The organism is Prochlorococcus sp. G5PB11, assembly GCF_059772425.1.
The window spans coordinates 1,405,271-1,415,125 of record NZ_CM186287.1 but is presented as its reverse complement, the minus strand read 5'-3'; the positions used below and the strand labels follow the sequence as shown (position 1 = coordinate 1,415,125).

Here is a 9,855-nt window from a genome sequence, read left to right as displayed (position 1 = left end):
AGGCATATATGCTATTCCTTTTTAGGTGATAATTTATCGATTTTAGCTTGTTGAATTTTTAGTTTTTCTCTTTCTGTTTTAGCAGCTCCATAAGTACTCCTAATGCTGTAAGTTATAAACATTGCGTTAATAGCTCCAACCAAAATAATTCCAACAATAATTGTATTAACCCCCTCAGGTGAACTCAAATATTCCAAAAGAGCATCTTGGTTAAACATCTAGTGAACAATTAATCTTTCTAGTACTAGAGCTACAAATACTCCTTTTAAAAAGACAACCCAAAGTAATCCATAATCAGTCAGACCAAGCTTCTTTTGATACCAAGCAATTAGCTGCTTATGCATATCTATAAGTTTCATTCTTCTATCTCAATAATTTCATAATAGGGACGGTCCCCATAATCAGCATCAGAACAACAAACATCGGAATATATTTCTTCTAATAGATCGTATGCCTCATCATAGCTGTTAAAAGATTGCTGAGTAATGTCGTCAGATTCTTTATCATGTCTAATTATTTTATAACTCATGGGGAGATTATTAAGTTTGATAATAGAGTTCAGAACAATCCCGCAAAAGCAGTTAGGACAAAAATTGCGACAATACCAATTGCAATAACTTTAGACATGCTTTTCATCTGAATTGATAGTGGTTACCTATTTTAATCACCAAATCCATAATACTTGCGGACTAACCTATGAACATCCCATCTACAGTGTATGCCTGCCAGAAAGATAACTAAGTCACCTGCACCAAACTTCAGAGGTTCTACTCCATGGAGTTACCGTTACTTCACCATCAAGTAATAAACAAGTCTCTTTATCGTAATAAGTCCAATCAAAAGAACTTTCTTCACAAGTCCAAATTGACAAGTTTTTAATTCCTAGTTCCTCAATAGTGGTCTGAGGACAAGGAGAGGTGACTGATATAGACAAGAGATAAATAACTATCTAAGCACTAAGTTTTTTCCAGATCACCTCAGATTCCTTGATCAAGTCAATAGCCTCATCTCTACCAAGTATCTGTTGTGCATCATTCATTAGCTGTATATATCTAAGCCTAAGTTCTTGTTTATTCATGAGCTGCATTTATATTTCATGCAGAGATTTCTCACTCAATGCAACATTGTGTTTGTTTTGCTTAACCACTTATTTTCAAAACAAATTTCTTCACTCTTATTATTCATACAACCACCACTCATTTACCCCAATACGCCGCATGAATTTAGCTATCCTGCAAGAAATCAAATCTACCATTTTGTATCAATCCAACTATGCGCGGATTTTATGTGCGCAGCTAAATTTAACTGAACTAAATTCCTTTTATACCAATTAATTTTAGATTACTTTCTATAATCGGCAGAGACCTCATCCTTAACCTCAACTTAATTTGAATAGTCGCGATTGATCTAATCCTCAACTCTAACTTACTTCTCTTTACAGAAATTTTATTGCCTTTAGGAGACACAAAAATCTTCTCAATTATTTTTCTTTCTCTTACAATTATTCTAATTGTTTGTCCTGAAAATCGACCCTGAAGCCAATCTATAATGTCTGGATAAAATATGTTATTGTTTTTAGTAGACGTTCTTGAAAAAACAGGTATAAATTTTGTTGAATTGATTTTGCTTTCGATAGATTCTTTAGATTGAGTTATTAAATTATTTATTTTGTAGCGAATGAGCTCTGTTTCGGTTGGTTCTCTATGAAACCTTGATGTTAGCTTCCGATGAATTAACTCGTATTGCGACCTAAATCGTTTTGTAACTCGATGATATTTGGATTGAATTTTCTTTTGATTACTTTTCAAATAAGCAATAACAGGCATCTTTGATGTCTTCTACTAAACTTATATATCGTATATGCGAATATAAAGCCACCTAATGAATGATGGTAAAAATACTGTGAAACAACTATTGAAGCAAAACCACATAAAATAATTTTTTGCTTTAAGAAATTTTCTCTAACTTGAAATACCTAAAAAGAGTCGATATAACTAGTATACTCTATCTTTTAATAATGCTAAATCTTATTACTATATCGATAGGTTTATTTTTAATAATACTTACTGGATGGACTGTCACAACTTTCTTTATAAAAAAAGATTCTCAAGAGATAATAAGAGAAGAACTGAGCAATTTATTTGATATTTGCAAAAAGTTTTTCTTCTCTCTTAAAAATCTAATAGGGATCTTAACCAGTACCTCTCTTTCCCCTAAAAAGAGAGAGACAACTCCTGCAAAAGAGACTGTATCAAAGGCAGATGGGCCACTATTAAATGTAGTCCAGCCAATTAATGAAATCAAAGAGCAATCAGTAGAACTAAACTATGATGACGATGATGATGATGATGACGCACTCTCTTCATTCAGTCCAGAAGTCGTTGAAGTGATTAACGAAGAAGAGGAAAAAGTTGCATAAGTAAATTCAATAGAATCTAAGAAATCCCTGTGCAGAGTGGTTAATAGAAAGGTATTGATGAAATGAATAGGTAGCAAGATGAGTCTTCCTCCGCATTACATAGACAAAACAAAAGAGGTTGTCTTTCACATCAAAGGTGGTCATCCCATGACGATGGCAATTCCTACTTGGATGAAATCATTCCCAGATCACTACAAGGGTGTTTCTTGTAGCTGTGAAGAAAACTTCTATAAGTTGAAGGCAAAAGTCAATGACTGAAAAAATCGATTGGAAGCAAGAACTTCTAGACTCAGAAAAATTCAATAAGAGACAAGATAGCCTACTAAAGAATAGTGCAAAGTCATTAACTGAAAGTTGGTTGATTGATGCTCTCTACATCAGATGGAAAAAGTTAAAAGGAATTCGAGAACAACCTTCACCCAATGGCAGTTCAAGTTTCCAGGAGTGGAATAAAAAAGTTGAAGATTCAGACATCTGCCAGTCGTGATAATTGCATGGAGTATTTACAACAAACTCCAAGAGGACGTGCAAAAAAGTTTGGATAAGTAGAGCGATATAGAACTGATTATTTTTACTAGTGCTATGAGTATAAAAATACGAAGGGGGACAAGAATTATGAATGGAGTGATCGATGCTTTAAGAATCAAGAAGAATTATTGGGGTTCTTAGGTTATGAAGTGATCGAAGACTTAAAGGCAAATGCCGTGTATATAAGAAGAGTCAAATCGTAAACAGATGAGTATAAAAGGAATTGATGAAATTCTGTGATATCTGTGATATTAGTAATCAAATAAAAGTAATAGGCGCAAACTAATCACACTCTTTCTATAAAAAATCATACTTTCAAATCATATAGCCAGTATTAATACGCATTGAAATTAAATAGATAAGTAAAGAAGTCTAGCCATATTTTTTAAAGGTAGTTTTAATAAATAGAGTCATAGATTTTTAATGTCACTAGGAATTACTGAGCTTGAGTTGACCGATGCTAGTACAATTTCAATTCCTACAGATGCAATATTGATACTTTTTCTATTAATTGTCTTTGCATTAATAGGTTATTACTTTAACAACATCCTTGACAATCAAACAAATGAATTTATTGAAAAATTAGACGATAGTTTACATCTTGAATTAGTTAAAGAAAAGCCAGAAGATCAATTAACTCTTGAGCTAGCAAAAGTGAATCAAGAAAAATCAGAAAAGCTAAATATTAAAAAACTAAAGTTCATAGCACCTTCAAAATTTTGGGGGATTGGTAGTCTAGCTATTATAGCCATAGGAGGCTCAAGTCTTTTAAGGATCCAATCTATCCAAAATTCATATAAAGGAGTAAGCAGTAGCCATGTCAATATCAAGACAGATAATAAATCAACAAAATCTTTATTATCAATGACTCAAATAAAATCTTCAAATCAATCTCAAACTAAAATAAAAAAAATCAGTTATGTTGATCCCTTATTATCAACTAACAATAATTCCAAAAATAATAATTTTTTACAGGTTCAGCATAGTCGAAAAGAAGATTTTTTCTCTTTCTAACATATAATCCAGAATTGTATTTACCCCTATTGATGTCTCCTTAATAGACATCCTGTGAGTACTATCTTTTCTTTCTCTCAACTAACTATTAACTCTTCAATCATGATGATCTCTATCACCCCTGAATGACGATTAGTCATACAGGGTGATATGGTCGCCATTTGTTGGACGCTTGTAGTCTACTTTTTATCTAATTTCCAAACATGCAAACCTGATCGATAACACCCAAAATCAATTTGTCTCCATTGGCATCTTTCCATTGTGAATCCTTGTTTTTAAATTCATTAAATTCCTTTGCTCCTACTGCAACGTCTCTAAAAGAATTTTCCGAACAGTTGACATCCATCGTATACAAAATGTCTTGAGTAATGTCAGTAGTACTTTTAGGAATAAATTTGCTGAATACTCGTATGGATCCATCTTGATTTTTTTGAACACTGTTCTTATCCCATAATTGCTCTCCATACTGACTCTTTGGAACTGCAACCCACTCATGCGATAGAGCATCTATTTTTGACGGGTAGAGAATAAGTAAGAGTGCGAAACAACTAATACAAATACTTCTAATAGTTTTGAAGGTCATTGGATAAAAAGCATTATTGTTATCCTTGACGGAAACTGAACATCATTACCAATTTTATGAACAGACTGCTCTCTAGTGAGAGATCTAAATGGATCTTTGTAATTGGACTGGTTGCGATAGGTGCAGGTTTTACAGCACAAAATGTAATCTCATATCCGACTGAATGCACTACGCCAGATATGGTCAGGTTGAGATGAAATACAACTGGAAAGACCTTTTGGTAGATGCTGCAATCGTGTCGGTTGTTCTTGGAGCAGTGGCGCTCGTTGTTGGATCGTTTCCAGCAACCTTTAGCAAGTTGCTTCCATTTTTGAAATAAGGGTTGAGAAATGTATAAAACTCAAAAAGAAATCGAAGATTGAATAAAAAAATTCAATCCAAAACAAGTTGAGAGGATGAGAGCAGACAATTATTTGGATCACATAAACGATGATGATTTAGATGGAAATGAAAGGTTTAGAGCAGGTGTAAATTGGTCAGTAGAACTTTTTGCTCCACAAGCATTACTTGATTTACTACCAGAATGGGAAAGTAAAAATTGGTGGGAAATAAGTGTAGTTATTGATGCTGAAGGCGAAGGAGTTTTTGATTCAGAGCAAGAAGTATTAGATGAATATGGGGTTAAAATTTTTGATGAAATAAACGCACATTTTGCAAGAAGGTTTTATGAAGTCTCATTAGACGAAGAGGAATGGTGAATGGTGGATCTCATTAGAAACAGAAATCGAGGGTAAAACTGGTCTTCCTTTTGAGCAATTTAGAGTTAATTATGGTTAGGCAGCATCAACACAAGCATTGAACTTGGGACTCTCTTTTAGTGGCAAAGGGATTGAAGATTTAATTATTTGATTGGACGATCTATGACCCAAATGTCTTCCTCTGTGGTTCCTCCATAAATCCATTCTTTAAACTCTTGATGGATTGCAATTTGATCTTCTCTATCAAGGGTTAACGATCTTTTTAAAATCTCTGTTATGGAAGAACTAATGAAATCTTCAATAATCTCTTTGCTTCTCATTAAATTTAGAACACATACTTTTAAAAAATTTGCGAGGAAGGGACAGAGTCGCATTTCGAATACAGACAGTCCAATATCTCTGGAATAAAGGGTAGTCCGCATTACCCAATATCCCAGAATAAGTCTAAAAATAAGTTCACTAAAAAGGAGGGTCGGTTGAGGTAGTGCTTTCCTTCTAATTCCCATGAATAAGGGGGCGAGATTTTGGTCGCCCCCTTTGAGTCAAGCACTCAACTGACTGAACTAAATTTCCATCCTTTATTTAACTTTGACCCACAGAAGGTGCTGTGACTCCTAATTCAATTCTAACAAATTTAGATCAGGTGAACATGAGAAAAAACTCCTGTTTAACCAACAACCCAATAATCTTTGTGCTTTCTAAGAATGAGTTTGAGAAGATCAAGAATCATTGTTTTTACCTCAATATTTCAACTGAAAGTAATAAGGAATGAGATGAGGAAGTGTTCCCATAGAAATCAAAAAGACTGAAAACCATAGAAAGATCGATGAAAGAGTATTCGACCCATTAGATCGGAAACTACGTGTTGCTTGCATAATTAGATCTCCTGTTAGTTCAATGTTTTTTAGTAGTCCATTGAGCAGTTGCCAAACTGCAAACATTCATTCTCGTATTCGACCTCATCAAAATCAGTTTCATAATTCGAAAACAGATCGCACCAATCATTACCTTGGATAGGAACGCCACATGATTTCGAGAATGTTTCCTTTACGTCTTCGATTGCATGTTTAAAAGGATTACCGCATGACATGGTTTGACCTCCTAATAGTGCCTTGATTTATATCTACTCCTCCTAATTCAAAAAATCTACAGGACAAAAACCCTAAAGTATTACTCGTCTAGGCCGAGGAAATGATTCTGGCTTAGAGCAAAATCCATAAGTGAGACAATCCATTTCTTTTTCGTCTCTAATTTTCCATAGGGTAGGAGAATCAACCATCTCAATCAAAATATTTTTGAGCATATGGTTGAAGGGATTTCCGCAGGTCATAGCAAAACCTCCTAAATATCCTTAATTCATGTCTACTTCAAATGAATGTGAAAATCTATGTGGAGACCACACAAGTAATTACTCATAAACTAACGGCTCATAATGCAACATCTTTAAAACTCAATCCATTTTTTTATTTTGATTGGAGTTCCTTTAAATAGAATTTGAAGGTTTAATAAAAAAAATTCCTAAATTAGGAACATGACAAAAGTAAATCCTGAAGAATATGAAGCGGCTTGGGAATCAGTCATGGACTGTGTCGATGGTATGAAAGAAGAGTTTAGTTGGTCAAAAGATGTAATTGCAAAGATGCTTAGAGAACTTGCAGAGAAAGTAGAAAGCGAAAAAGATGTCTGACAAGGAAATGAACTCGCAATTCACTTAACAACAAAAAGAATTTGTCGAGTTTCTTGAGAACGGCTAAATAAAAAGAAGGAAAACAAAAACAATTGATTAGGTTTAAGACTTAATTTCGGTAGTAACTGCTTGCTCAGGATAAGGAGAAGAGTACCTCCCCTGAAAAGCAGGTTCTCTTATAGATGTTCGATATTCGTAAACTATTTCTTTGAATATTCTCAGTTTATTTTTAGCAGGATATTGTTTGCATCTTCAAGATTGTCTAAGGATAATTTTGCTGTATGTAAGTCTCCTGAGTAGATGCAATTATTTCTAGAGCATGAGTGATAAATTTTTTTCCCAGAATCTCCTTTCAAAAAGGTAATTATTCCACCTTTAGATGATATTAAAAGAGAATTTTTGGTAATCATTGATCTAACTCATTTTTAAGATGAACTTCAACACATTGTGTTATACATTGCATTCCTTCATTGTCTATTGAGCATGCAGTAATGCATTCAAAATAATCATCAATAGCATCTCTTTCGATGACAACATCTTGCTTGGGAAATGAATCTCTTATGGTCATAAGTTGCACCTCCTAATGGTCAACGAAGCTAGCATTAAAGTTTCATAAAATATTTATTTAATACTAAATGTAAAGTACCTATTTAATCATTTAACCTGTGAATGAGAATAAAAGCCTAAGTAATTATTCATACTTCCTTGTGAAGAAAACTTATGAAAATTTATGGCATGATAATTTCAACTAATGATAGTTGAACTATGTCTTAGCAGTGAAATTATTAAAATTTTTGTTTTCGATTATCTTGTTCCCAAAATTGAAATCGGAAATAAAATATTGCTGCTATCGATACGAAGATTGAAAGAAGTTCTGTCCTCCCCTCCCCCAAGCTTATGCTCAATAAAAAGATTAGTAAGGGATGACTTTTCAATGTATCTAGAATATATCTCGTGTTGAATATTTCCAGTCCATGCACAAGCAGCAATAAAAAAGTTACCAGTTAAATTGATCGTTGCCGCTATCTGATTAAGAATAATATTAGGTAAAAGAAACCCCCCTCAGAGGAGGGTTTACTGAAAATTGTATGAGGATGTTTTTGAAGGGAAAAGATTGAACATTTCACCACTTCGGGTTCTCAAAAAAGTGCAGACCTACATTTTATGAGTTTGCGAGTAAAGGGACAGGATTTCGACAACTGTCCCCTTCTCTGACTTGAGCTTGAACGCAACGTGTCATTAGAAGTTACTCGCTCTCGCTTTAAATAATTTAAAAGGAAGTTCTCTAAAACTGAGGTTCGGTTGAGGTAGTGCTAACCGTGGAATAAATTTTTCTCATGAATCAAGAGGCGGATTAATTTATTGGATAAGGAGTTTCTTCTCTTTCTTCTTCAGCTGTTCTAAAAGCTTCTTTACTTAACTCAACCCAGTCATTTCAGTAAAGAGAGTTTTATTTTCATCTGATTCAGCAAAACCTAAAAGGAGTTCATATCGAGTTTCTAAACCACTATTTTTCATGATCTCTGCATGTAGCAAACTTTTATATATAGAATCTATATGTGCTAGAAAGTTTATCTAACACCTTTATTGATTAGGATTGTTTGGTTGGTACTTGCAGTTCCTTTAAAATCCAGTGATTTAACTCATGGCACTTGGTCATGGATCTCTGAGTCTGGAGCAGGTGAATATGGAAGTTGGGAAAGTTCTACAAGTTCTTTGAATGGATGGTGGTGGACAACTGGTCAGCAAATTACTTTTGAAGGTACTACTTATTCCGATAGTGCAAGTATTTTTCTTGATTCAAATGCTAATGGAATTTATGATGATAGTGATTTTCAGATTTTTCATGCATATGGAGATGATACGGAAGGAGAAGATGGATCTTGGACATTTAATGCACATTCTTTAGAGGGTGTTATATCTGGAGGAGCAAGAGGAATAGTTAAGTCTACAGTTAGTTTGAGTTATGAATTATCGAACTATAACAACAGTACAATAGGTACTTCTAGTAGCGATGTGATTACCACTAATCAAGGCACAGATACTATTGATGCAAGTAGTGGCGACGACATTATTAATGCTGGTGCAGGGAACGATAGAATATACGGTGGAGATGGCAGTGATACTGCTGTTTACTCTGGAAAATTTAACGACTATCGTTTCATAAGAATTAGTGACGAACTTCGCGTAGTTGATTTAAGGAAAACAAATGAGGATGGTGAAGATACGATTAAAAATATTGAATTTATTGAGTTCTCAGATCAAACGGTAGAGGAGTCAAAGGTAGACGTTTCTAAAACTTATGCTGGTAATTTCAGGGACTACAAGTTTTATCACAAAGGTAATGGGAAGTATGAGATCAAAAGTGACACAGGAGTCGTTGATGACATCACTGGTATACCCAAACTAACTTTTGCTGATAATACTTCTGGTATTAGTGCTATTGCAGATATTAAAGGAACATTTGATCATGTCACAGGACTCAATACAGACTCAGGTGAAATGTTTCGTCTCTATAACGCTGCCTTTGCAAGATTCCCTGATGCGGATGGACTGAAGTATTGGATCGATGAATTTAGTTCAGGGCGAAATACTAGAAGAGTAGTTTCAAAATCATTCCTCGTCTCTGATGAATTTGAAGAACGTTATGGTGCAAATATTACACATGAGACGTATGTAAAAAATCTCTATCTCAATGTTTTAAATAGAGAACTCGATCAAAGTGGATACGACTATTGGGTTGGTAATCTGAACAATGGTGTTGAACAACGATATGAAGTTCTTTTGGGTTTTTCTGAATCTGATGAGAATAAATTATTATTTACTGAGATGACCGGATTTGCTTGATTAAAAAAGATTTATCATGTGCAATTTTTGTTATTAAATATTATCTACATTCATCTGTAATAAACCACTTTTGAACCGC

At 34.0% G+C, this 9,855-nt stretch carries 23 protein-coding genes; 9 read left to right on the top strand and 14 right to left on the bottom strand.

Going from position 1 to position 9,855, the window contains the following annotated elements; all coding sequences use genetic code 11:
* Window positions 1-11: 11 nt before the first annotated feature.
* From AC6EI0_RS08220 to AC6EI0_RS08190, 7 genes are all read right to left on the bottom strand, one after another.
* Entirely contained in the window at window positions 12-218 is a 207-nt protein-coding gene (locus AC6EI0_RS08220; protein WP_498522092.1) for a hypothetical protein, read from the bottom strand.
* Window positions 219-359 (bottom strand): hypothetical protein, encoded by a 141-nt coding sequence (locus AC6EI0_RS08215; protein ID WP_498522091.1) that lies wholly within the window; start codon window positions 357-359, stop codon window positions 219-221.
* The gene (locus AC6EI0_RS08210; protein ID WP_498522090.1) at window positions 356-529 is read right to left on the bottom strand and encodes a hypothetical protein; all 174 of its coding nucleotides are present in this window, start codon (window positions 527-529) and stop codon (window positions 356-358) included. The genes AC6EI0_RS08215 and AC6EI0_RS08210 overlap by 4 nt, the downstream gene beginning before the upstream one ends.
* Window positions 530-660: 131 nt before the next feature.
* Window positions 661-729: a hypothetical protein gene (locus AC6EI0_RS08205; protein WP_498523523.1), complete on the bottom strand. Its 69-nt coding sequence runs from the start codon at window positions 727-729 to the stop codon at window positions 661-663.
* Between the two features lie 13 nt (window positions 730-742).
* Window positions 743-934 (bottom strand): cupin domain-containing protein, encoded by a 192-nt coding sequence (locus AC6EI0_RS08200; protein ID WP_498522089.1) that lies wholly within the window; start codon window positions 932-934, stop codon window positions 743-745.
* 15 nt (window positions 935-949) lie between these two features.
* A complete protein-coding gene (locus AC6EI0_RS08195) occupies window positions 950-1,078 on the bottom strand; it encodes a hypothetical protein (protein ID WP_498522088.1) in 129 nt (42 codons plus the stop codon).
* Between the two features lie 232 nt (window positions 1,079-1,310).
* Complete coding sequence (locus AC6EI0_RS08190) at window positions 1,311-1,826, bottom strand: hypothetical protein (RefSeq protein WP_498522087.1); 516 nt, start codon at window positions 1,824-1,826, stop codon at window positions 1,311-1,313.
* Window positions 1,827-2,017: 191 nt separating this feature from the next.
* Here AC6EI0_RS08190 and AC6EI0_RS08185 point away from each other — a divergent pair, with 191 nt between their 5' ends.
* From AC6EI0_RS08185 to AC6EI0_RS08170, 4 genes are all read left to right on the top strand, one after another.
* A complete protein-coding gene (locus tag AC6EI0_RS08185) occupies window positions 2,018-2,419 on the top strand; it encodes a hypothetical protein (protein ID WP_498522086.1) in 402 nt (133 codons plus the stop codon).
* Window positions 2,420-2,497: 78 nt separating this feature from the next.
* Window positions 2,498-2,677 carry a hypothetical protein gene (locus tag AC6EI0_RS08180; RefSeq protein ID WP_498522085.1) on the top strand — a complete coding sequence of 60 codons (180 nt, stop codon included), beginning with the start codon at window positions 2,498-2,500 and terminating at the stop codon, window positions 2,675-2,677.
* On the top strand, window positions 2,670-2,906 hold the full coding sequence (locus AC6EI0_RS08175; protein ID WP_498522084.1) for a hypothetical protein: 237 nt from the start codon (window positions 2,670-2,672) through the stop codon (window positions 2,904-2,906). Before AC6EI0_RS08180 ends, AC6EI0_RS08175 begins: the two co-directional genes overlap by 8 nt.
* A 464-nt stretch (window positions 2,907-3,370) precedes the next feature.
* The gene (locus tag AC6EI0_RS08170; protein WP_498522083.1) at window positions 3,371-3,961 is read left to right on the top strand and encodes a hypothetical protein; all 591 of its coding nucleotides are present in this window, start codon (window positions 3,371-3,373) and stop codon (window positions 3,959-3,961) included.
* A gap of 190 nt (window positions 3,962-4,151) precedes the next feature.
* Here the strand turns inward: AC6EI0_RS08170 and AC6EI0_RS08165 are convergent, their stop codons facing one another.
* On the bottom strand, window positions 4,152-4,544 hold the full coding sequence (locus AC6EI0_RS08165) for a hypothetical protein (RefSeq protein WP_498522082.1): 393 nt from the start codon (window positions 4,542-4,544) through the stop codon (window positions 4,152-4,154).
* 56 nt (window positions 4,545-4,600) lie between these two features.
* Here AC6EI0_RS08165 and AC6EI0_RS08160 point away from each other — a divergent pair, with 56 nt between their 5' ends.
* From AC6EI0_RS08160 to AC6EI0_RS08150, 3 genes are all read left to right on the top strand, one after another.
* Window positions 4,601-4,741 carry a hypothetical protein gene (locus AC6EI0_RS08160; RefSeq protein WP_498522081.1) on the top strand — a complete coding sequence of 47 codons (141 nt, stop codon included), beginning with the start codon at window positions 4,601-4,603 and terminating at the stop codon, window positions 4,739-4,741.
* The gene (locus AC6EI0_RS08155) at window positions 4,738-4,863 is read left to right on the top strand and encodes a hypothetical protein (protein WP_498522080.1); all 126 of its coding nucleotides are present in this window, start codon (window positions 4,738-4,740) and stop codon (window positions 4,861-4,863) included. The genes AC6EI0_RS08160 and AC6EI0_RS08155 overlap by 4 nt, the downstream gene beginning before the upstream one ends.
* A gap of 76 nt (window positions 4,864-4,939) precedes the next feature.
* Window positions 4,940-5,242: a hypothetical protein gene (locus AC6EI0_RS08150; RefSeq protein ID WP_498522079.1), complete on the top strand. Its 303-nt coding sequence runs from the start codon at window positions 4,940-4,942 to the stop codon at window positions 5,240-5,242.
* Between the two features lie 143 nt (window positions 5,243-5,385).
* On the opposite strand, the gene AC6EI0_RS08145 is transcribed toward AC6EI0_RS08150, so the two are convergent.
* The 3 genes from AC6EI0_RS08145 to AC6EI0_RS08135 all read right to left on the bottom strand — a co-directional run bounded on the left by AC6EI0_RS08145 (window position 5,386) and on the right by AC6EI0_RS08135 (window position 6,572).
* Window positions 5,386-5,664, bottom strand: a complete 279-nt coding sequence (locus tag AC6EI0_RS08145) for a hypothetical protein (protein WP_498522078.1) — start codon at window positions 5,662-5,664, stop codon at window positions 5,386-5,388.
* Between the two features lie 482 nt (window positions 5,665-6,146).
* Window positions 6,147-6,332, bottom strand: coding sequence for a hypothetical protein (locus tag AC6EI0_RS08140; RefSeq protein ID WP_498522058.1), 186 nt, complete (start codon window positions 6,330-6,332; stop codon window positions 6,147-6,149).
* Between the two features lie 72 nt (window positions 6,333-6,404).
* Window positions 6,405-6,572, bottom strand: coding sequence for a hypothetical protein (locus tag AC6EI0_RS08135; RefSeq protein ID WP_498522077.1), 168 nt, complete (start codon window positions 6,570-6,572; stop codon window positions 6,405-6,407).
* Window positions 6,573-6,773: 201 nt separating this feature from the next.
* On the opposite strand from AC6EI0_RS08135, the gene AC6EI0_RS08130 reads away from it, so the two are divergent.
* A complete protein-coding gene (locus AC6EI0_RS08130) occupies window positions 6,774-6,929 on the top strand; it encodes a hypothetical protein (protein ID WP_498461891.1) in 156 nt (51 codons plus the stop codon).
* Between the two features lie 218 nt (window positions 6,930-7,147).
* On the opposite strand, the gene AC6EI0_RS08125 is transcribed toward AC6EI0_RS08130, so the two are convergent.
* From AC6EI0_RS08125 to AC6EI0_RS08115, 3 genes are all read right to left on the bottom strand, one after another.
* Window positions 7,148-7,339, bottom strand: a complete 192-nt coding sequence (locus AC6EI0_RS08125) for a hypothetical protein (RefSeq protein WP_498522076.1) — start codon at window positions 7,337-7,339, stop codon at window positions 7,148-7,150.
* Window positions 7,336-7,497, bottom strand: a complete 162-nt coding sequence (locus AC6EI0_RS08120) for a DUF8642 family protein (protein WP_498522075.1) — start codon at window positions 7,495-7,497, stop codon at window positions 7,336-7,338. The genes AC6EI0_RS08125 and AC6EI0_RS08120 overlap by 4 nt, the downstream gene beginning before the upstream one ends.
* Window positions 7,498-8,345: 848 nt before the next feature.
* Window positions 8,346-8,447: a DUF4214 domain-containing protein gene (locus AC6EI0_RS08115; RefSeq protein WP_498522074.1), complete on the bottom strand. Its 102-nt coding sequence runs from the start codon at window positions 8,445-8,447 to the stop codon at window positions 8,346-8,348.
* 69 nt (window positions 8,448-8,516) lie between these two features.
* On the opposite strand from AC6EI0_RS08115, the gene AC6EI0_RS08110 reads away from it, so the two are divergent.
* Window positions 8,517-9,776: a DUF4214 domain-containing protein gene (locus AC6EI0_RS08110; RefSeq protein WP_498522073.1), complete on the top strand. Its 1,260-nt coding sequence runs from the start codon at window positions 8,517-8,519 to the stop codon at window positions 9,774-9,776.
* Window positions 9,777-9,855: the final 79 nt, after the last annotated feature.

Coding starts and splice junctions, on each gene's coding strand:
- AC6EI0_RS08145 (WP_498522078.1), bottom strand. CDS start 5,664: ATGCGGACTACCCTTTATTCCAGAGATATTGGACTGTCTGTATTCGAA.
- AC6EI0_RS08215 (WP_498522091.1), bottom strand. CDS start 359: ATGAAACTTATAGATATGCATAAGCAGCTAATTGCTTGGTATCAAAAG.
- AC6EI0_RS08135 (WP_498522077.1), bottom strand. CDS start 6,572: ATGACCTGCGGAAATCCCTTCAACCATATGCTCAAAAATATTTTGATT.
- AC6EI0_RS08170 (WP_498522083.1), top strand. CDS start 3,371: ATGTCACTAGGAATTACTGAGCTTGAGTTGACCGATGCTAGTACAATT.
- AC6EI0_RS08140 (WP_498522058.1), bottom strand. CDS start 6,332: ATGTCATGCGGTAATCCTTTTAAACATGCAATCGAAGACGTAAAGGAA.
- AC6EI0_RS08190 (WP_498522087.1), bottom strand. CDS start 1,826: ATGCCTGTTATTGCTTATTTGAAAAGTAATCAAAAGAAAATTCAATCC.
- AC6EI0_RS08155 (WP_498522080.1), top strand. CDS start 4,738: ATGAAATACAACTGGAAAGACCTTTTGGTAGATGCTGCAATCGTGTCG.
- AC6EI0_RS08210 (WP_498522090.1), bottom strand. CDS start 529: ATGAGTTATAAAATAATTAGACATGATAAAGAATCTGACGACATTACT.
- AC6EI0_RS08160 (WP_498522081.1), top strand. CDS start 4,601: ATGAACAGACTGCTCTCTAGTGAGAGATCTAAATGGATCTTTGTAATT.
- AC6EI0_RS08175 (WP_498522084.1), top strand. CDS start 2,670: ATGACTGAAAAAATCGATTGGAAGCAAGAACTTCTAGACTCAGAAAAA.
- AC6EI0_RS08120 (WP_498522075.1), bottom strand. CDS start 7,497: ATGACCATAAGAGATTCATTTCCCAAGCAAGATGTTGTCATCGAAAGA.
- AC6EI0_RS08195 (WP_498522088.1), bottom strand. CDS start 1,078: ATGAATAAACAAGAACTTAGGCTTAGATATATACAGCTAATGAATGAT.
- AC6EI0_RS08150 (WP_498522079.1), top strand. CDS start 4,940: ATGAGAGCAGACAATTATTTGGATCACATAAACGATGATGATTTAGAT.
- AC6EI0_RS08125 (WP_498522076.1), bottom strand. CDS start 7,339: ATGATTACCAAAAATTCTCTTTTAATATCATCTAAAGGTGGAATAATT.
- AC6EI0_RS08220 (WP_498522092.1), bottom strand. CDS start 218: ATGTTTAACCAAGATGCTCTTTTGGAATATTTGAGTTCACCTGAGGGG.
- AC6EI0_RS08130 (WP_498461891.1), top strand. CDS start 6,774: ATGACAAAAGTAAATCCTGAAGAATATGAAGCGGCTTGGGAATCAGTC.
- AC6EI0_RS08115 (WP_498522074.1), bottom strand. CDS start 8,447: ATGAAAAATAGTGGTTTAGAAACTCGATATGAACTCCTTTTAGGTTTT.
- AC6EI0_RS08165 (WP_498522082.1), bottom strand. CDS start 4,544: ATGACCTTCAAAACTATTAGAAGTATTTGTATTAGTTGTTTCGCACTC.
- AC6EI0_RS08180 (WP_498522085.1), top strand. CDS start 2,498: ATGAGTCTTCCTCCGCATTACATAGACAAAACAAAAGAGGTTGTCTTT.
- AC6EI0_RS08185 (WP_498522086.1), top strand. CDS start 2,018: ATGCTAAATCTTATTACTATATCGATAGGTTTATTTTTAATAATACTT.